16 protein-coding genes are annotated in these 19,178 nt (G+C 50.2%); 10 read left to right on the forward strand and 6 right to left on the reverse strand.

Features of this window, described 5'->3' with window-relative positions; genetic code table 11:
• Nucleotides 1-17: 17 nt before the first annotated feature.
• Together AC0LWN_RS09180 and AC0LWN_RS09185 are read right to left on the reverse strand one after the other, a co-directional pair.
• On the reverse strand, nucleotides 18-1,283 hold the full coding sequence (locus AC0LWN_RS09180; protein ID WP_474664471.1) for an MFS transporter: 1,266 nt from the start codon (nucleotides 1,281-1,283) through the stop codon (nucleotides 18-20).
• 48 nt (nucleotides 1,284-1,331) lie between these two features.
• A complete protein-coding gene (locus tag AC0LWN_RS09185) occupies nucleotides 1,332-2,243 on the reverse strand; it encodes a LacI family DNA-binding transcriptional regulator (protein WP_474664473.1) in 912 nt (303 codons plus the stop codon).
• Between the two features lie 198 nt (nucleotides 2,244-2,441).
• Between AC0LWN_RS09185 and AC0LWN_RS09190 the strand changes: the two genes are divergently transcribed.
• The 8 genes from AC0LWN_RS09190 (at nucleotide 2,442) to AC0LWN_RS09225 (ending at nucleotide 12,104) form a co-directional block, all read left to right on the forward strand.
• The gene (locus AC0LWN_RS09190; protein WP_474664475.1) at nucleotides 2,442-3,584 is read left to right on the forward strand and encodes a DUF1611 domain-containing protein; all 1,143 of its coding nucleotides are present in this window, start codon (nucleotides 2,442-2,444) and stop codon (nucleotides 3,582-3,584) included.
• A gap of 20 nt (nucleotides 3,585-3,604) precedes the next feature.
• Nucleotides 3,605-4,744 (forward strand): DUF1611 domain-containing protein, encoded by a 1,140-nt coding sequence (locus tag AC0LWN_RS09195; protein WP_474664477.1) that lies wholly within the window; start codon nucleotides 3,605-3,607, stop codon nucleotides 4,742-4,744.
• Between the two features lie 2 nt (nucleotides 4,745-4,746).
• Nucleotides 4,747-6,759, forward strand: a complete 2,013-nt coding sequence (locus AC0LWN_RS09200; RefSeq protein WP_474664479.1) for an alpha-amylase family glycosyl hydrolase — start codon at nucleotides 4,747-4,749, stop codon at nucleotides 6,757-6,759.
• A 44-nt stretch (nucleotides 6,760-6,803) separates the two neighbouring features.
• Nucleotides 6,804-7,238, forward strand: coding sequence for a hypothetical protein (locus AC0LWN_RS09205; RefSeq protein WP_474664481.1), 435 nt, complete (start codon nucleotides 6,804-6,806; stop codon nucleotides 7,236-7,238).
• 21 nt (nucleotides 7,239-7,259) lie between these two features.
• Nucleotides 7,260-8,438: a glycosyltransferase family 4 protein gene (locus AC0LWN_RS09210; protein ID WP_474664483.1), complete on the forward strand. Its 1,179-nt coding sequence runs from the start codon at nucleotides 7,260-7,262 to the stop codon at nucleotides 8,436-8,438.
• 18 nt (nucleotides 8,439-8,456) lie between these two features.
• Nucleotides 8,457-9,695, forward strand: a complete 1,239-nt coding sequence (locus tag AC0LWN_RS09215) for a Coenzyme F420 hydrogenase/dehydrogenase, beta subunit C-terminal domain (protein WP_474664485.1) — start codon at nucleotides 8,457-8,459, stop codon at nucleotides 9,693-9,695.
• Nucleotides 9,652-11,022, forward strand: a complete 1,371-nt coding sequence (gene aroA / locus AC0LWN_RS09220) for a 3-phosphoshikimate 1-carboxyvinyltransferase (RefSeq protein ID WP_474664487.1) — start codon at nucleotides 9,652-9,654, stop codon at nucleotides 11,020-11,022. Before AC0LWN_RS09215 ends, aroA begins: the two co-directional genes overlap by 44 nt.
• A gap of 188 nt (nucleotides 11,023-11,210) precedes the next feature.
• A complete protein-coding gene (locus tag AC0LWN_RS09225; RefSeq protein ID WP_474664489.1) occupies nucleotides 11,211-12,104 on the forward strand; it encodes a copper amine oxidase N-terminal domain-containing protein in 894 nt (297 codons plus the stop codon).
• A 265-nt stretch (nucleotides 12,105-12,369) separates the two neighbouring features.
• Here the strand turns inward: AC0LWN_RS09225 and AC0LWN_RS09230 are convergent, their stop codons facing one another.
• The 4 genes from AC0LWN_RS09230 to AC0LWN_RS09245 all read right to left on the reverse strand — a co-directional run bounded on the left by AC0LWN_RS09230 (nucleotide 12,370) and on the right by AC0LWN_RS09245 (nucleotide 16,951).
• On the reverse strand, nucleotides 12,370-13,572 hold the full coding sequence (locus AC0LWN_RS09230; protein ID WP_474664491.1) for a S1C family serine protease: 1,203 nt from the start codon (nucleotides 13,570-13,572) through the stop codon (nucleotides 12,370-12,372).
• A gap of 13 nt (nucleotides 13,573-13,585) precedes the next feature.
• Nucleotides 13,586-14,827, reverse strand: coding sequence for an FxLYD domain-containing protein (locus AC0LWN_RS09235; protein WP_474664493.1), 1,242 nt, complete (start codon nucleotides 14,825-14,827; stop codon nucleotides 13,586-13,588).
• A gap of 259 nt (nucleotides 14,828-15,086) precedes the next feature.
• Nucleotides 15,087-16,553, reverse strand: a complete 1,467-nt coding sequence (locus tag AC0LWN_RS09240; RefSeq protein WP_474664495.1) for a zinc-binding metallopeptidase family protein — start codon at nucleotides 16,551-16,553, stop codon at nucleotides 15,087-15,089.
• Between the two features lie 26 nt (nucleotides 16,554-16,579).
• Nucleotides 16,580-16,951: a MarR family winged helix-turn-helix transcriptional regulator gene (locus AC0LWN_RS09245; RefSeq protein WP_474664497.1), complete on the reverse strand. Its 372-nt coding sequence runs from the start codon at nucleotides 16,949-16,951 to the stop codon at nucleotides 16,580-16,582.
• A gap of 471 nt (nucleotides 16,952-17,422) precedes the next feature.
• Here AC0LWN_RS09245 and AC0LWN_RS09250 point away from each other — a divergent pair, with 471 nt between their 5' ends.
• Both AC0LWN_RS09250 and AC0LWN_RS09255 read left to right on the forward strand, forming a co-directional pair.
• The gene (locus tag AC0LWN_RS09250) at nucleotides 17,423-18,448 is read left to right on the forward strand and encodes a LacI family DNA-binding transcriptional regulator (protein WP_474664499.1); all 1,026 of its coding nucleotides are present in this window, start codon (nucleotides 17,423-17,425) and stop codon (nucleotides 18,446-18,448) included.
• Nucleotides 18,448-18,972, forward strand: coding sequence for a GNAT family N-acetyltransferase (locus AC0LWN_RS09255; protein ID WP_474664501.1), 525 nt, complete (start codon nucleotides 18,448-18,450; stop codon nucleotides 18,970-18,972). The genes AC0LWN_RS09250 and AC0LWN_RS09255 overlap by 1 nt, the downstream gene beginning before the upstream one ends.
• Nucleotides 18,973-19,178 lie beyond the last annotated feature (206 nt).

Here is a 19,178-nt window from a genome sequence, read left to right on the forward strand (position 1 = left end):
GTGCGCCCGCATAAGTGTTATCTATAGCTTCGAATGACCTTGAGCTTGGTGGAGGCATATAGGGCGAACAGGAGCAGCAGCAATCCAATGGAGCCCATAACCGGGCCGGGACTGAAATGATCTGAGAGGTAAGAGACAACGGTCAGGCCAATCGACGGAGCAACACTCATAATCGAACCCAGTACGCCGAAGACTCTGCCCTGGAGCTCTTCCGAAACCTCCAGCCTGAGAACGGTGTTGATCAGCAGAGTGCAGAATGAGAAGATGAATCCGATCAGCAGAATGATGGGAATGGCTGCGGCTGCAGAAGGGATGAAGGATAACAGGATGTACATCGGGCCCAGACAGAGCAGGCTGCCCATAATCAATAAGCCACGCCGTCTGATTCTGGAGCCGAGCAGCATGATCATGCCTGAGCCAATCATATAGCCGAGGGGAATGCAAGCTTCCATGAGTCCGAACTGGAACGGGCTGGACTTCCATATCTTGACGGCCATGACCTGGGTCAGCATCAGTGAAGGCATGAAGAATAACGTAAGCGTCGGAAGCATAATGATAACGGCCTTGGCAAAAGGGAACTTCCAGATATACCGCATGCCTTCTCCAAGATCCTGAATGAATTTCTTCTTCTCTTGAGGTGCTTGATCGACGCGGGCTGGCATCGGCAGGGAACGGACGGCGAGAACCAGCAGGAAGGAGACAACAAACGTGAAGGCGTCGAATAAAATGGCGTCCGCCGCACCGAAGGTCGCTACAAAAATCCCTCCCGCCGAAAAGCCGACTGTACGGCAAATATTTTCCGACAGGTTAAGCATTCCAACGGCTTGCTGGACATGCTCTTTGCCGACAACGGTGACAATGGAGGACTGGTAGGCAGGTGACTGGAAGAGGGCCGACACGGTAGTCATCGCTGTAAGTACGGCTACGATAATGAAGGAAGAGGAAGAAACGGAGATAACCAGGGCAAGCGTCACAACCAGCGCGGAGCTGATCAGGTCCGTAACCAGCATGATTGTTCTCCGGTTGATCCGGTCCGCGAACGTTCCTCCAATTGACCCGATAAGCGAGCTAAGCAACAGGTTAATGATCGTCAGCACAGCCATTAATTTGGCGCTGCCGGTAGTCTGGAGCACCCAAAGGCTCAGGGCGATGCTGTGAAAGGTATTGCCGAACAGAGAAATAGAAAAGGAACAGAGCAGCAGCAGAAATTTTTTGTTGGCCCAAAGCCCCGGGTAGGAGGGGGCAGCAGAAGCCGCCTGTCTGGCCAAAACCGGATCGGACATAGCGATTCTCCTTTCAACTTAAGCGTTTAAGTTAATCCTCAAAAAAATTTAGTCAACATAATAGCAGTTATTGTCTTGCTCAGAGTAGTCGGAATGATGCAATAAATTCTGCATGAGATCAAATGCCACTTCCGATTTATCCCCATGAAAAAGAACCTTCTCCACGCCCTCACCCAGCATTTCCGGAGAATTACAGGTACAGATTACAGTCAGGTGCTCGAAGCGGGCGGTCTTCTCGATGTGGCTGCCAATGAATTCATTGATCACAATCGCCTGCTTGAAGCGACGGTGATCTGTTGCCGGAAGCAAATCGTGAAGCTCGCGGATCTCGAAGACCGCATCGTCAGCCAAAGGAACACTGCTGCGGATATAACGGGTCAGCAGCGAATTGTTGAAGCTCTCCATAATCAAACAGACCTGCGACAGATCGTCCGGCAGGGCCTTCTCAAGCGCCGAGCGGTAATTGAACACCACCTGCTTGAACAGCTTATCCTCAATCATGCTGTCGATCAGAATCAGGGGAATCCCCTCAACAAAGTGTCTGGAAATCGAGTAAAAGGACGCATCCCGCACATCAATGAGAAACACGGCTTCCAGCTTGCGTTCGACGATAATATCCAGCGTAGGGTTATCTGCATTCAGAGAATAGAGCAGCGTATGATAGCCGGCTGCTGTAAGCCGCTGCTCCAGGGCATGAATGAAGGCGAGCTGGGCATGAAGCTTCCAGTAGGGCATGTGCTCGGACTTGTGGACCAATACGCCTACCAGACCGGTTTTTTGGTTTGCTAGAGAACGAGCTGCGAGATTCGGAATATAGCGGAGCTCCTCGGCCAGCTCTATGATCTGGCGCCGCGTTTTCTCAGGAATGGTCTGATTATCCACACGGTTCAGCACATAGCTCACGGTCGCAACGGATACATTGGCCCGCATGGCGATGTCCTTCATAGTCGTCTTTTTCAACAATCCAGTCTCCTATCCGTCAATTTTCTAAAGATTAACATTTGAGCGGGGCAGGAGTCAATCATAGATGTAATGTGGAATAAAAATACTTTTATTACTTTGTATTGATCTAATAGGTAAAATATTGTAGTATCAGCTTAATCGGTTAAGTGTGCCGGTTGTTGTCTATCTATACTCTATCATGGGAGGCGGTTATGCATGGACAATGTGGTGTTGTATCCCTTCAATAAGATCACGCAAGGGATGATCAGGTTCAGGGATTTGACGGATTTCAGGATAAGGGCGGTTGTCGATTTTGTCCTGCATAAGGGTGCAGATGCGGCAGAGCTGGTTGAAGGCAGGGCGGCGGGTATTCCGGTCACGGACAATATTGAAGAGGTGCTTGACGCTGCCGATGCCTTGATTCTGAACGATCCGGGAACTTCATTTGGCAATAACGAAGGCGTATACGGCGAGCATAATCTCACTCAGCTGTGGAGAATGCTGGTTATCGCGGCCCATGAGCGGAAGCTGCGGATCATCAGTGTGCACGAGATTATCGACGGTCCTACCCTGAAATGGCTGTTCGAGCATGGAATTACCATTGAGGTTCAGCCGCAAATCCCCGCAAGTCTGGAGCACCGGCTTCAAGCAGAATATGTATTTCCTTCCCCTGGAGACGAAGTAGCCACTTATCTATCATATTTTGATGTAGATGCACAGATAGCCGCATACAACCACAATATTTGCAAGGTAGCGATATTCGCAACAAGAGGCTGCCTGGGTAAGTTCACCGCCCAAATGTCATTATTCAGAGAGCTTAAGCAGGCAGGCGAGAAGGTCCGGGCCATTATAACCGAGCCTACAGCTCCACTGTTCAACCAGCCGGGCGGAGATATTATGAAATTTATCGCCCACAGGCCGCTGAATCAATACGCGTACTACATTCATGCAGCCGTCCGTGAAGCGGAGAGCGAAGGCTGCGATTATGTACTGCTGTCAGGACAAGGCTCCCTGCTGCCGAATGAGAACTTCGTGATTGCAGCGACCAAAGTCTCTTATCTGCGTGCCTTCCAGCCGGATCTGGCAATCCTGATTGCAGGTTATGATGATGATGAGCAGATCAGAGACAGCCTCGACATTCTTCGCATATACGGCAATGCCAGCCGGCCGTTCGCCATTCTGATTCCAGATAAATACGAAGTTGATTTTGGAGAATATGTCTTGAAGAGCCCTGAAGAAATAGAACGCCGCAAGGAAGAGATCCGCAGCCGCTTTGAAGCTGAGCATGTCGAATCTGTGCTGGACATTGGCAGACTGGCCGCCAAGCTGTCCCAGTATAAAAAGACTGTCAAATTATGAACCGGGCGGAGGCGGCGAATATGAAGAGAGTCGTGCTGTATCCATTCAATAAAATAACGCAGGGTCTGCTTCGCTTTCGTGACCTGCTGGATGTGGAGATTGTCTCGGTGATCGACTTCGTGCAGGAGAACGGGCAAGATGCCGGAGAACAGGTGGACGGGAAGCGCTCGGGGATACTTATGTTTAGGTCAATGGAAGCCGGGCTGAAGGGTGCGGATACCCTGATCTTGAATGATCCGGGCACCACTTTTGGCGGGAACAAGGGTGTATTCGCCGAGCATGATCTGGCCGGATTATGGCGGCAGCTGGTTTTGTATGCATCTCACCGGGGCCTAAGGGTGGTTAGTGTGCATGAAATTTATGACCGGGATACGTTAGCTTGGATGACGGAGCAGCAAATCAAGATTGATGTGGTTCATAGTCCAAGGGAGCATCTTATTCAAGAGATGGACGAGCGCTACGGTACGTGCGACACGGAAATCGAGAGCTATCTGGGACAATTCCAGAAGGAGGCGCTGATGTTCTCCCGCCCCAGAACGATTAAGAGAGTTGGGATTTTTGCCACCCGGGGATGCATCGGCAAGTTTACCGTGCAAATGAATCTCTACCGGCAATTTGGAGTGCAGGGCATTCCGGCGACAGCCTTCATCACGGAACCAACCGGCTTTCTCTTCCGGCAGCCCGAAGGTGATATTTTCAAGTTTCTGGGGCATCGTCCGCTTCAGCAGTATCCGTATTATATAGACACTGTGATTCATCAGGCAGAGCGCAGCGGCAGCGAGTGGATCATCATGGCGGGGCAAAGCTCCATCCTTCCGACGATGAATATTGCCTTCAACTCGCTGAGATACGCGATGCTGCGGACATTTGACCCGGATTTTATACTGCTGATTGTCGGTTATGACGACGACGAGCAGATTCATGATGCGATTGAAATTCTGAGAATCTACTCCAGGCGGCCGCTTGCCCTCCTGCTGCCGGACAAGCTGGAGACCTCTTACGGGCACTATGAGACATATCCCCATGAACAGCGTACTGCCCGCAAGCTTGAGCTGGAACAGAAATTCCAAATTCATGTACTCTTTATCGAACAGGCGGAAGAAACGCTGGACCTTCTGTTGCAGGCAGCGAGTGCCGTCCCGGCCGGTTCTGGTGCGTAAATATGCTGAATCCGGGCGAATGCATTTATCAGATTGTTACCGACCGGTTCTGCGAAGGCAATCCTGGCATCCGTCCACCGGCTGAGCTATTCAGTGCGGATTCAAGCAATCTGCGGAAATATCTCGGCGGCGATTGGGAAGGAATTATCGCCAGGATTGAAGACGGATATCTCACGGGAATGGGCATCACTGCGATTCTGATCTCACAGCCGGCAGAGAACATCCATGTATGCATGGACGATGAAGCAGGCACGGCTTCCTATCATGGCTATTGGCCCAGGGATTTCCTCAGGCCCAACCCTTATTTCGGTTCAATGGACACCTTCAGAGCCCTGGTGAACACTGCACATGAGCATGGACTGAAGGTCATCATTGATTTTACGCCCAATCATACATCCCCGGCACTGGAGCTGCAGCCTGCTTATATGGAGAATGGCGCATTGTACCGCGCCGGAGAGCTTGTAGCAGCGTACTCGGGAGATATGGAGCGGGTGTTCCTTCATAACGGCGGCACATCTTTCCTGAATGCCGAGGATTCGCTGTACCGCAACTTGTATGACCTTGCCGGACTGGATCAGATGAATCCGCAGGCAGATAAGCTTTTACGCGAAGGAATTGCCTACTGGCTGGATCAAGGGGTTGACGGTGTCCGGATTGACGCCGCCAAACATATTCCCCCAGGCTGGCTAACATCGCTGAATGGATTCATTCATGCCAGAAAACCGGCTTATCTCTTCGGGGAATGGTTCCTTGAGGCACATGGCAGATCGCAGGATAATGCTGCTTTTGCCAATGGCAGCGGGATGAGCCTGCTGCATTTCATGTTCACTCACTCCGTACGGGAGAGCTTTTACGGCGAACGGGGATTCGAAGCTTTCGCCGGCATGCTGAATGAAGCTTCCGGGAGCTATAAACATTTGTTCGACCAGCTTATTTTTCTGGACAATCATGATATGAGCCGGTTCACTCAGGACGCGGACCCTTCGCTTACGGATTTGGCGCTTGTGCTGCTGCTGACTTCCGCGGGCCTGCCCGTGGTGTACTATGGAACCGAACAGTACATGAGCGGAGGGGATGACCCGCATAACCGTGCCATGATGAGATCCTTCAGCAGAGAGACACCTGCCTATCGGATTCTGGCCGAGCTTAACAATCTAAGAGCACGTAATCTTGCGATTGGCTATGGCAGTACCAGGCTGCTGTATGTGAACAACAGGGTGCTGGTATTCGAGCGCGGCTACAGGGGAGCTGCTGTCCTGGTCCTGATCAGTCTGGAAGAGAGCGAACATGTTCTGCCGCCACTGGCGACTTCCCTTCCGAAAGGTGTATATTCCAGCCTACTGAGAGAAGTCTTCCCGGATCGTGAAGTGGCTGCAGGGGCCGAAGGGGACATACAGAATGTAGTGTTAGCTCCGCGGTCTGCTTATGTCTATGCGTATGAGTCTGATTCGGAGGAGCCGGTAGCCTTGCACTTCTACCCCAAAGCGGTGCCGCCGGGGAGCGAGCTTATTATTCAGGGAAGACATTTTGGGGACACAGGCAGTCTGACGGTTGGCGGGTATGCTGCAGATGTTCTCTCCTGGCAAACCGGCAGAATCGTATGCAAAGTTCCGGCAATACCGGCAGGCAAACACCGGATACAAGGGCTGTGTCGCGGGGAGACGGAGTTCCTGCTGGCGGAAGAGGTGACCGTATGGACTGGCAAGCTGGTTACAGTAAGGCTGGTGGTCAAGAACATACACACGGATTATGATTCACAGGTCTTTGTGACAGGGAATGTGTATGAGCTTGGAGAATGGGAGGCGGACAGAGCCGCAGGGCCATTTTATAACCATATTGTCTACCGGTATCCCACCTGGTACTGTGACATCAGCCTGCCGGCGGATTGCCGGATTGAATTCAAATTTCTGCTAAGGAGTGATTCCGGAATCGTACGCTGGGAGCAGGGAATGGCTCATAGCTTCCAATCACCTCCGGAAGGCGTATCTGAAATGATTGTGGAGTGGCAGGAGTGAGGGCCGAGAGTAATTCATCCAGTTGTCCAAAGGAGATGCTGCGCATGGATGAGAGATTGCAGTTCGATGGAGCGCAGCTGGTCTTCCAGACTGCGCTGGACGAAGACACAAGGAGCATGATCGCCTGGCATTTTAAAAGTGGATGGCATGAGCTGCAGCAGGCTGTCCGCCTTACCGCCCTCTCCGACGACAATAAATTTGCCCAATTCCTGTTCCCGGTGGACCGGCCGCTTGGACAAGCGCTGGACATGCAGATTCCCAGGCCGGGAAACCGCTACTATTACGCGGATTTGGGGATTATCAAAAAAGTGCAAACGTTTGTACCGATTTCGAGGTCGAATATTTTATATGTTTTTGACGATGGCAGTACGAAGTCTTTGGACTGGCTCTCCTTCCAAAGAGACCATTCCTCGCCTCCGCTGCTGGAGCAGAATACGTGGTGGGAATATTTCACGGGTTATTCACTTATGGCACACTGAGAGATTCGGAGGGGACAACCTATGCAATCAAGCGTATCTGTCTTAATCCTGTCCTGGGAGTATCCGCCTTTGGTGATTGGAGGGATTGCCCCGCATGTCTATGAATTGTCCAGGCATTTGCAGGCCGGGCAGGCGGCAGTCCATGTAGTCACCAATACTGCGCCCGGGCGGCCCGTTCTGGAGGTGGAGAACGGCGTACACGTGCACCGTGTGAATTCCTATGAGAACCTGACTGACTTCGAGGATTGGGTGCTTCAATTCAATCTGGCAATTGTGGATTACGTTACAGCCCGGCTAAGCGGGAACATACGGTTCGATCTGATTCACGCGCATGATTGGCTGGTTGGTTATGCGGCTCTTCTTCTGCGCCAGCGCTATAAGCTACCGCTAGTTACGACGATCCATGCTACAGAGCATGGGAGAAATCAGGGGTTGTTCACCCCACAGCAGCATAACATCCATTCCATTGAACATGAACTGGTCTCTTCGTCGGACAAGGTTATTGTATGCAGTCTGCACATGCAGACAGAGGTCTGCGCCGTGCATGCCCTGGACAAGCAGAGGACAGAGGTGATTCCTAACGGCATTGATCTTCGTTCCCTGGAGCTTATGCCTGCCCATTCCTTCAGAAGAGAGCAATATGCGCAGGAGGGCGGGAAGATTGTCTTGTTCATTGGCAGGCTGGTCAAGGAAAAAGGGGTACAGGTGCTGCTCGAAAGCATGCATGAGGTGCTCCGGGAGTTTCCGCATTGCACATGCATTATTGCAGGCCGGGGCCCTATGCTCGCTGAACTGGAAGCCAGTGCGGCCGGGCTTGGTACAAGTGTACGGTTCACAGGCTTCGTGGGCAGTCTGGAGAAAAGCTATCTGCTGGACATCGCCGATGTCTGTGTATTTCCCAGCTTGTATGAGCCCTTCGGTATTGTAGCGCTTGAAGCGATGGGAAGCGGTACACCGGTAGTTGTGTCCGACATAGGAGGACTTGCCGAGATTGTGGAGCACGGGCGGACCGGACTCACTGCCATTCCCGGAGATCCGCATATGCTTGCGGACCGGATTCTGTATCTGCTCCGTAATTCTGAAGAAGGGGAGCATCTTGCGGAGGCAGCCCGGCGGGAAGTCCGGCTGCGGTATGACTGGCAGCCTATTGCTGACAGAACCAGAGAAGTCTATTCCGCGCTGAGCGGCGTGAGATTATGAGGAAGGCAAGGTGCTGAGATGACATCTTTTATTACCCTCAAAGAAGAGATTCTTGATCTATCGCTCTGTGCTTCCTGCGGATTATGCGCCGCAGTATGCCCTCAAGGGCTGCTCTCGATGAACGGGGATTCCGTTCCGCTTCCCGTATTTCAGGGCCAGGAGAGCCAGGCGGCCGACACCTGCGGAAGCTGCAACCTCTGTTCAGAGGTGTGCCCGGGGTATGATACAGGCGTGATGGAGTCCGAGCGCCGCATTTTCGGCCGCAACCGGTCCGAGGTTGAACGCTGGACCGGTATCTACCTGTCCACCCATCAATTATCGGCAACAGACCCGGCGATCCTTGGCCGGGTGGCGGCCGGCGGGGCAGGGACGATTCTGGCGATCACGGCGCTGGAGGAGAAGGTGGCCGACGCAGTAATTGTTGTGGGGAGGGAGCAGGAACGCCCCTGGGTGCCGAAGGCGTACCTTGCCGATTCAGTGGACCGGATTATCGAGTGCGCGCAGACCAGCTACTGCATTACGCCCAATCTGGATCTGTTGAAGGATGGCAGATACGATAAGATCGGCATTATCGGTGTGCCTTGCCAGATTCAAGGAATCAACAGGCTGCTGAATCTTCCGGAGCATTTGCCTTCCTCTATACTGGCAGACAAGGTAGCGTTCACGATTGAGCTTGGTTGTGCCTCCAATACCTCCCTTGGCGGTACCGAGCATCTGATTACAGAAATCCTTGGCATCGACCTGGCTGATGTTGTCTTTATGCGTTACCGGGAAGGGCAATATCCGGGGCAATTTGTAGTCAGAACCCGGCAGGGTGAGGAGCATTTTCTTCCCTTTTACAGGCTGGTGGAGGAATTCAAGAAGTTCAAGACGTTCCGCTGCCTCGCTTGCCCGGATTGGTGGTCAGGCATTGCCGATATCTCCATTTCGGATGGAGACCCCAACATTTTTGATTCCAGCAAGGCCGGAGTATCCGCCAAAGCTTCATCCACGGTAATGGTGCGTACGAAGACAGGCGCTGATCTGCTTGCGCTTGCGCTGCGCCGGAATGCGATTGAACTGGTCGATTATACGTTTGAGAACAACCTTGGACTGGAGCGTAAAAGACAGCGTTACCGCAGCTACGCGGCAAAGGGCGACCGGCGGATTCCACTGGCTCCCGGAAGAGATATGGACTACTCGCAAATACTCTCGGATGACGAGGTGATCAGAAATGGAATTGGTACAGAGCAGAGTCGAACTACCGGCAAAGTGTGACTTGCGGATCAGAGCAAAGCGGGAGATGGGCTCTCTGGTGTTCGATTCGGTTCCCGGAGACAAATCCATCTCCCAGCGGGCTATTGTCCTGAACGCTATTGCCGAAGGCAGAGGCACCGTGCGGGGTGTGCTGCGCTCCCGTGACACTCAGAGCTGCACCGCTATTTTGCGCCAATTAGGTGTAACGTTTGCATGGAATGGTGCTGACCTGTCTGTGCATGGAAGAGGGCTGCGGGGCTTGCAGGAACCGGAGGGCAGGCTCGAGATCGGGAATACGGCCACATCCGCCCGGCTGATATTGTCTATTCTGGCAGGACAGACTTTTGCAGCGGAACTCAGCGGGAATGCATTGCTCTCGGCAAGACCGATGGATTGGGTGGTGAAGCCGCTGACGGACATGGGGGCTGTCATTGAATATCTGGGTACAAAAGGCTGTCTGCCTTTGCGGATTCAGGGGACAGCGCCACTGTCTCCCATAGATGTAGAAGCCACTGTATTCAGCGCGCAGGAAAAGTCAGCTCTGCTGTTCGCGGGATTGTACGCGGATGGAGTCACACGTTATCGGCAAAGCTGCCAGAGCAGGGATCATACCGAACGCCTAATGCAGTATTTCGGGATAGACATTCAATCCGAGGGCGATGTTACTTCCCTGAGGGGAGGCAGACCCTTTTCCGCCAAGGATGTGATTGTTCCGGGCGACTTGTCCTCAGCGGCTTTTCTGCTGACTGCATATGCTATTCGGGGAATGGAGCGCAAGGGCAGCCTCACGATTAAGCGGGTAGGCGTCAATCCGACCCGGATCGGGTTCATCCACCTGCTCAGAGAGATGGGACTTTGCTTGACGCTGCACAAGGAGGAGGAGCTGATGTCCGGGGAGCCGGTTGCCGATATCCATTGTGCACCCGGGACCCGGTTGTCCTCAGTCCTGGCTGAAGGCAATGAGCGAATACAGAGCCTGATCGACGAGGTTCCTTTGCTGGCTGCGGTAGCGGCGTTTGCGGAAGGGAACACTGTGATTAGGAATTGCCGGGAATTAAAAGACAAGGATACGAACCGGATTCAGACTACTGCGGGGGTGCTGGGCGCTTTTGGTGTGGAAACCTCCTGCAGTGAAGACGAAATGGTCATTCATGGCGGCCAGCGTCCATCACCTGCCATTGTAGAGAGCTGCGGTGATCACCGGATCGCCATGACCGCCGCTGTGCTGGCCAGCAGCATGGATGAGCCTTCGATTATCCGCAATTGCGGCTGTATTGACGTATCCTATCCGGGTTTTGTAGAGGACCTCTCTCAGTTTGCACATATTGATATTTTGCGCCCGGAATGACCCCGTAACGTAAGACAATCAAAACACCTTCAAGAGAATGGAATCCTATCGTTAGATAGGAAGAAAATCTTGAAGGTGTTTTTGCACTAATTTGACTTAAATAAAGAAAAGTAGCAAATCGTTGCTTTCCATTTTATAATATAGTTCGGCTATTAAATGTACCAATATTATGAAGGAGGAGTAAAATAATGAGAAAATATTTAAAGACGTGTTTACTCACCATATTAGTATTTGCAACTGTGTCAGGAACAGCGGCGGCAAGTAGTCCCGGTATCATTTCTATCTTTGTTAATAACGAATTTGTAGTTCCGGAAGCTTCCCCGTACATTGACCACGGAACGACTATAGTTCCCTTAAGTGTATTGAAAAAAATCCCGGGTATTAGCGTTACATGGAACAACTCAAATAAAACGGTCACCATTGTTCATGATAATAAAACTATTACACTTATTGCAGGTCAGAATTCAGCAACTATAGGTTCAAATAAGGTAAACCTGCCTGTGGCTTCTCTAATTAAAAATGGAAGTGTAATGGTACCTTTGCGCTTTATTGCTGAAGCAACAGATGCCTATATTGCCTGGAATCCTTATGAACGTAATGTTTATGTAGTGAAACCAACTCAAGAAATGATAGAAAAAACGAAATCAGCCAATTTGGCAGAAGCCCGTCAAGCGACCTTAAAACTTCCAACTGTACGTCTACTTAAAACAATAACCCAAAGCATTGAAAGCCACACTCTGTATTACTATTTTCCTGAAGGAAAGGCTAACCAAGTATTCATGAGTATGGGGAATGGAATAGAATACCTTGAAGCAGTAAATGGGCGATTGGAGCAAAAGTGGGTGGCACGGTTTGATGAAAAGGGAACAATAAAAGGGCCATTTTTTCTCCCAAGCATTGCAGAAGAGGTGGGTAAGCAGCCGACGATTACTTCTAACCGGATTACCTTCTTCAAGCAGTATTTACCTATTGGAGAGGCTGATTATGGATTTATTGATAAAGAGGGGAAAAGCACAACCTTAGGACATCATGATATGCCTGGTTTATATGATTTTTTTGAAATACCAGAAGAAAACAAATGAATAATTAGCACATATATAAGTTGAACTTTTGATTTTCTTATTAGGGTATTGGTCGTAACTACGGGGAATGTTTGGACTTCCGGCCGCTGTTGTTCACAGATTTCCTGATTTGAGACCGCTGCTAGCGGTTGAAATCTGTGAACAGCCCATGCTTACGATGCCAGCTTTCCTACGGAAAGCTCTCAGGCGGACGCTAGCGCTCCTCCAGTTCCAAACTTCCCCTCCGCACTCCTACCTTTTATATGATTTTTTTAAGTTCAAGTCTTCACTTCACCTTCTTGCCATTTCCATGCAAAATCTTCAGTTCCCCGTTCTCTACTCCCAGCGTGTAGGTGAGCTGATATTTCTGGTTGACGGTTCCGCTGTCACGTCGTTCCTCGGCTATAATGAAAGCATTCACCGTGGCGCTGTCTTCGTTTTCTTCGACTGCCTCGATTCCATAGACCGCTACATTATTGGTCTTCAGGTAACCATTGCGGAAATTTTCATAGCTTGTTGTGCTCTGCCAATCGCTGCCGAGCAGAGAGTAAGCTGTTACATAATCACTATTATTCAGGCTCTCATAGAAATAGAGTACCAATTCCTCGGCACTAGAGTAATCTTCATCATTATCTTCATCTGTGCCTGCATCAGAACCTGTATTTGAATTGGTATTTGTGCCTGCATTTGAATTTGTTGCTGTTTCATTGCTTGAGCGGGCCGCTTCCGTCAGCGGATTCTTGGACCATTCCTCCACCTGATTAAGCACACTGGAGATTGGAATACTGAAGCCAATACCCGGACCTTCACCAGCGGTGGCGGAGTTAATGCCAAGCACTTCTCCGGTGATGGCATCCACCAGCGGTCCACCGCTGTTCCCGTGGGTGATGGGGGCGGAAATTTGAATCATATTGCTGTATACATAAGGATCTATATCAAAATCGCGGTCAATACCGCTGACAATCCCGGTGGTTACGGTATTTTCTAAGCCTAACGGACTGCCCAGGGCCAGAATTTCATCCCCAATCTCCGCCTTATGTGTGCGGGCAATGGTCAAGGGGACCATGCCTTTCATTTTGGGCACACGGACTACAGCAATATCCGTATCCACCCCGACTCCAATCACCGTACCCTGGTATTCTTCATGACTCAATGTGCGGATGGTGACCTCGGTTGACCCTTCGACCACATGCGCATTTGTCAAAAGATCCCCTTGGCTGTTGTACAAGAATCCCGAGCCCAGCGAATCCCCGCTCTCAATGGTGACGACCCGTTTTTGGCTGGCTTCAATGATTTCTTTGCGTGTCTTAGGCTGTTTGTCTTGAACGGACGTTGTAGTTGACTTCGCGGTATTCGCTGGAGCTGCAGCCAGCAGCGGTCCACGATCCAACTGTTGTTCGGCAGACTTATGTATGTACATCGCTCCTGCTGTTCCTGCCCCCAGAATAAATAAACATGAGAGCATACTTACCCATACTTTTGCAGACATAAATTACGGCCTCCTATTCCAAATACCATGTTGCATTGACCACAGACACCTGTGCCTGCTCATAGACTCCGTAATAGGTAGTCGTAAAATCGCCGGACTCACCGGGTGCGATACGATATGGATTCACGCTCACATATGTCTGACCCAACGCAGCGCCGGATTCATCATAAATCCCCAGAGTTAAATCAATGGAGTAGATCGTTCGTGTTGCCTTATTGCTGATTGTTCCGCTGATTTGCAGGTCGCCATATTCATCGAGAGTGACATTGATCCCCTTCACCTCAACCGCTGCTGTACGGTTCTTCAGATCCTCTGCGGCAGCCTGCTGCGCAGCAAGCTCGATGCGTTCTTGCTCAGCCCGCTCAAAAGCCTGCTTCTCGCTCTGAATTCGTTTGCGGTAGGTGCTTAACTTTTCATTCTCCGGTGCGTAGGATAGACCTTTGTCTACAGCCTGTAGTGCACCGGCAAAATCCTTCTTCTTCAGCAGCTTCTCGGCTGTACTGTAGCTGAGCCCTGCCAGCTTGCTGATAATCTGCTTCTTCACAGCCTCGGCTTCGTTACCTTTCAGCTTGGCAACTGAATTCAGCTTGGCAGCTAGTTTATCCACAGTATTCAGCTTATCCAGCTCGCTCTTCACCTTCATCACTGCCAGCAAGGTCTGATCGGCTGCCAGCTCCTTGCGCAGCGAAGTAAATACCGGTTCCTTCCGTGCAGCGAGCGCCTTCGCAAGGGTATTGATTGTAGCCTCGCTTGCCTGAAGCTTCTGCTTCTTCAGCCCCTCTGCTGCTGATTTAAGCTTATCCTGCCATTCGGCGGCCTCGGCCGTGACTGCTCTGTCCTGAGTGAGCGCCTCATAATTTGGCCGCTTGGCAACCGCAGAATTAAGCAACGCGAGCGCCTCCGCATATCGGCCTTCCAACGCTTCAGTCTGGGCTTTCTCTTGCAGCGCCTCTACGTCGCGGTTCATCTGCAATTCATACTTGTACAAAAGAGCAAGGCCGGCAAAGACTACGCCAAGCAGCAGCAGCGGAATGATCCAGGCAAACACAAGGCCCGCTCCCTTGGACTGAGGTGCTGGCGCGGATGTTCTTGCCGGTCCCCCCGGCGACATTCTCGGTTCAAGTCCCGCTGCCGTTTCAGCACGGGTCTGCGCACCAGGCGCCGGCTGTGTTTCGTTTGTTAATAATTTTGTGCCACAACGGGTACATACTTTTGCCCCTGTTGTATTTTTGGTTCCACATGCATGACAGTACACGTTGCTGTCCCCCATCAAAAATGTATCTTTCCTTCCATATATCGACATTATAATCTATTAAAATCGAAATTGACACAGAACATTTAGGATACAGCAATCAGGGAGCAGGAATAGGAAAGATCAGCCTTTTGTCTATTATGAGTGATGTGATATAGAAAGGGTGGCAGGAAATCTGTGAACAACAGCGGCCGGAAGTCCAAACATTCCCCGCAGTTACGACCAGACCCAACATGAAAATCTAAAGTTCAACTTATAGCTGCTACTGCTCTGTTTTAATGAACAATTCCAATACACTGAAGGCCGGAGCCTCTATACCGCCTAATTCTTCAGTAGGAGAAGCATCCAGGGTCGCTGCTACCTTCGTAAAGGTCTCAATTTGCTCCATCATCAGGTCCAGATCCATCATACCCATGAACCCGTCTTCTGCTTCCGCGCATAAATAATCGGGTGTCGGAATCAGCGAGATCGTTGGAATTTTCGCGTTATACAGAGGTTGTCCTTCGCCAAAATAAAGTGAGCCTTTAGGTCTGAGCGTGGTGGTTCGGACCTTTGAGCGTTCTTTTACACAGTCCAGATAGATCCGGTCCATTTCCGTGTTCGCAGTATACACAAATTCATGCTCGATATTGCCGGTGTAGCTGTAGTGCTCATGCAGGCGGTCATCCCGCCATTCCTTGCAGCCAAGATGCTCCAGCGTGATTCCTGCCACCGCCCGCTTGTGGCCTCCTTCACCATTCCACAGCTCAAGATGATCTTTCAGCCAACGGGTTGTCGCCTGTCCATGAACACCGAATTGAGGAATTTGAAAATGGCCGGTCACGAATACAAAAACAATACTGCGGTTGCGGCGTTCAAGCGGAAGCCGGGAAAAGTACTTAGCCATCGCCAGCAGGCCCACTCCGCCGTTTTCCTCACAGGCATTAGGTCCGTCCGTATGAGTATTCACAAGGATAACCTCCTCCTTATGCATCCCGGGGAGTACGGCATAGATCGTATCGCTGCTGTCCTGGGGAGTAACCTCGGCATGCAGCACCAATCTTGCTTTAACTTGGTTCAGAGCCGCTTGCTTCAGTTGCTTTCCGGTGTCTTTGCCAACCCAAAGTGCAGGACATTGCTGATGGGCAGTGGTGAAAGGCAAATATTGTCCCTTCGCATTGTGTTCCGAGAACTTGTTCCATATGCAAATTACACCGAGTACCCCGGCTTTGTGCGCTTCCTCCAGCTTGGGCCCCCTCAGTATCGCTCCCAGCAAAGGGTTCATGATGAATGAGGGCGACTTGGCGGCTGCAGCCGGATAAGATGATCTTGTCGAGAATAAAAGCCTGGAGGGAAGCTTCGGATTCGCAACCTCAACCACAGCAATTTTGCCGGCAGCCTTCTGAAAGGCATTCGCCGAGCCTTTGCCGCAATAGACCAGCTCTCCGGTCACACCATCTGCCGGGGTTTCACCCGAATAGGGGTAATAGAAGGTAACAGGCACATCTTCGAAGCTGCCAGCCTCGTTCATGATGGATAGGCCCCAGCTCTTTGCTTCCCATCTTGTAAAAAGGTGCCGATCTCTGCTAACCGTAAGCCCCAGCTTCTCCAGCTCCGCCTGAAACCAGTCCACAGACTGCTTATGCGCGGCATTGCCCGTATATCTGGGCCCGAAGCCGTTAAGCTCTTCGAGCCATCTTTTTACTTCCTGCATATTGGGATACAACGAAGCATCCATTAACGTCTTCATGTAATCGACTCCTTTGCGGCTGCTGGTCATTTCGACAAGATCACTTCCAGAATTCTTCTTAGCTCATGGATATCCGCAGAGGGGACTTCCGCCAGAAAATTTTCGGTCATCTTATCCCTATATTGCAGTGCAACATTCAAGGTGTCCCGGCCAAGGTCCGTGATTTCCAGAATGACTGTCCGCCGGTCCTTCTCATTGAATACCCGGTTTGCGTAACCCTCCTTCACAAGCTTGCTGGTTAGACCCGTGATGCCGCCAGTGGTAATCTGCAGCTCTTCAGAAAGCGCCGACGGCTGCTGAGGGCCCCGGTCCTGCAATATTTTAAGAATTTGGTGATGATTGAAGGAAAGCTCGGTCGGATTCTGCCTGCTGATCTCGTTGTTCCATTTTTTATACACGTCAAAAAATAACTTCTGCGCCTCCAATAAATCCTTGATTCTGTCTGTGATGATGGCCACCTCATTTTATGGGGAGAGTAGTCTATATAAGTTGAAATTGAAAAAAGAATAAAAGGGCGGGAGTAGCGGAGGGGAAGTTTGGAACTGGAGGAGCGGTAGCGTCCGCCTTTATGTTTGGATTTCTACCGCGATCAGCGGTTCCAATCAGAGAAATCCAAACATAACAGCGGCCGGAAGTCCAAACATTCCCCGCAGTTACGGCTAGGCCCAAATATGAAAAAAACAAAGTTCAACTTATATAGAATATAACTTAGAACTAAATAACTTAGTGCTAAGTTATTTTACGATTCATCCTCAGCAATGTCAATTTAATGTGTGAAATTGCTTGGTGCTAGGCTTGTATGTAATCCGTTACATAAGGCATATCTTCTGGTATTATGATCTTAAGAATAGGACTAAGGAAGGGAATATATGAAAACAATCACTATTTATGACATAGCGAAGGAAGCCAATGTATCCGTGGCAACGGTTTCGCGGGTACTGAATGATACAGCTCCGGTCAAGGCGAGCACCCGTGAGACCATAAATAAGATTATAGAGAAATATCAATTCCAGCCGAATGCGCTCGCACGGAGCTTGCTTAAGAAGGAGACCGGGACCATTGCCATGATCCTTCCGGACATCACTAACCCTTTCTTCCCGGAGGTGTTCTGGGGGGCGGAGAACGTGGCTAGAGTAAAAGGCTATTCCTTCTTCCTGTGCAACACGGCAGGGAATTACAACCGGGAGTCTGAGTTCCTCAGTATTCTCCGGGAGAAAAGAGTCGATGGAATTATCTTTTTGGGGGGGAGAATCAATCTGGCCAATTGTCCCCCGGAGCTGGCGCAGGAGGTTATCGAGCTGTCAAAGCATGTGCCCATTGTCCTCGTGAACGGCAATTTGCCCAAGAGCGGCCTGCACCGGATCTATACGGATGAAGCCGCAGGCGCTGCGCTTGCCACACAGCATTTGATTGATTTAGGCCACAAGGACATTGGTTTCATTGGCGGGATGGACGATACCGCAACAACGCAAGTGAAGATCAAGGCCGTCAAAAAGAAGCTGAAGGAACATGGGCTGGAGCTGCGCAAGGAGTGGCTGAAATCCGGAGAGTTCTCTGTACCGGGAGGCCGGGAGCTGATGAATCAGATGCTGGATCAGGAGCATAGACCGACGGCTGTATTATGTGTAAATGACTTTACGGCGATTGGAGCAATTAAGGCGGCTGCCCAGCATGGTCTGCATATCCCCGGCGATATTTCTATTGTTGGCTTCGATGACACTCCGTTGTCTACTGCGGTAATTCCGGAGCTGACAACCGTTTCGCAGAATACGAACGAGCTTGGGGAGCTTGCCGTAGAGACGCTGCATCAGATCATCAACGGGAAGAATCCGAAGAAACAGATTGTTTTGCAGCCTAAGCTGGTAGTGAGAAGCAGTACCGGGGGCTTGAAGTAATGTTGAAAGAAAAATTAGGGGGGAACATTATGAAAAATAACTTTAAAGTTTTAAGCGGAGACGTTAATACCGCTATTAGTATAATGAAAGAAGTAACAGCATGGGGACGTTCAGTTGGCTTAAGTGTTTGGAAAGACGAATATCTTACAAGAGAAAAGTTATTGGTGGGTATAAAAGAAGATGACTTTTACATAGGCAAAGTTTTAGACGAGAATGCTTGTTGTATGATCTTACAATGGAATGATGCCCTGTTTTGGCCGAAAGCAAAAGAGAACGAAGCAGGATATATACATAAGTTATGTGTTAGAAGGGAGTATTCTGGAAAAGGATTATCGCGGAAAATGATTGAATTCGCCAAAGAAGAGTGTAGAAAAAGAAACATTGGCTTTTTAAGATTAGATACAGGGTGGAGCAAGAAAAAGTTACGCGATTTATATGAAAGTTTAGGTTTTGAATTAGTTGGCAATATCAATTTAGATGACAGAGGTGAATTTGCTCTATATGAGATGAAAATACAGTGGTAAGAAAAGACCAAGTAAAGGTGCATGTTATGGTCTAGTACTTTATTTTCTTCGGACAAATTAAAAAGTTTCGCAGCAGTGGTTGACAGTTCCCAAGATGTGGTCATATAATAAATCCACAGCTAATGAAACCCTTTTCATTCATGTGGTTTTAAAATAAATTAACAGGCCCGTGCAGAGCGGGTATTCTTTTTACCACAAATGAAACC

Source organism: Paenibacillus sp. sgz302115, assembly GCF_056120445.1.

What these genes read in the sequence shown, in the direction of transcription:
- AC0LWN_RS09180 (WP_474664471.1), bottom strand. Translation starts at nt 1,283, where the DNA reads ATGTCCGATCCGGTTTTGGCCAGACAGGCGGCTTCTGCTGCCCCCTCC.
- AC0LWN_RS09190 (WP_474664475.1), top strand. Translation starts at nt 2,442, where the DNA reads ATGGACAATGTGGTGTTGTATCCCTTCAATAAGATCACGCAAGGGATG.
- AC0LWN_RS09195 (WP_474664477.1), top strand. Translation starts at nt 3,605, where the DNA reads ATGAAGAGAGTCGTGCTGTATCCATTCAATAAAATAACGCAGGGTCTG.
- AC0LWN_RS09200 (WP_474664479.1), top strand. Translation starts at nt 4,747, where the DNA reads ATGCTGAATCCGGGCGAATGCATTTATCAGATTGTTACCGACCGGTTC.
- AC0LWN_RS09205 (WP_474664481.1), top strand. Translation starts at nt 6,804, where the DNA reads ATGGATGAGAGATTGCAGTTCGATGGAGCGCAGCTGGTCTTCCAGACT.
- AC0LWN_RS09210 (WP_474664483.1), top strand. Translation starts at nt 7,260, where the DNA reads ATGCAATCAAGCGTATCTGTCTTAATCCTGTCCTGGGAGTATCCGCCT.
- AC0LWN_RS09215 (WP_474664485.1), top strand. Translation starts at nt 8,457, where the DNA reads ATGACATCTTTTATTACCCTCAAAGAAGAGATTCTTGATCTATCGCTC.
- aroA (WP_474664487.1), top strand. Translation starts at nt 9,652, where the DNA reads ATGGAATTGGTACAGAGCAGAGTCGAACTACCGGCAAAGTGTGACTTG.
- AC0LWN_RS09225 (WP_474664489.1), top strand. Translation starts at nt 11,211, where the DNA reads ATGAGAAAATATTTAAAGACGTGTTTACTCACCATATTAGTATTTGCA.
- AC0LWN_RS09230 (WP_474664491.1), bottom strand. Translation starts at nt 13,572, where the DNA reads ATGTCTGCAAAAGTATGGGTAAGTATGCTCTCATGTTTATTTATTCTG.
- AC0LWN_RS09240 (WP_474664495.1), bottom strand. Translation starts at nt 16,553, where the DNA reads ATGAAGACGTTAATGGATGCTTCGTTGTATCCCAATATGCAGGAAGTA.
- AC0LWN_RS09250 (WP_474664499.1), top strand. Translation starts at nt 17,423, where the DNA reads ATGAAAACAATCACTATTTATGACATAGCGAAGGAAGCCAATGTATCC.
- AC0LWN_RS09255 (WP_474664501.1), top strand. Translation starts at nt 18,448, where the DNA reads ATGTTGAAAGAAAAATTAGGGGGGAACATTATGAAAAATAACTTTAAA.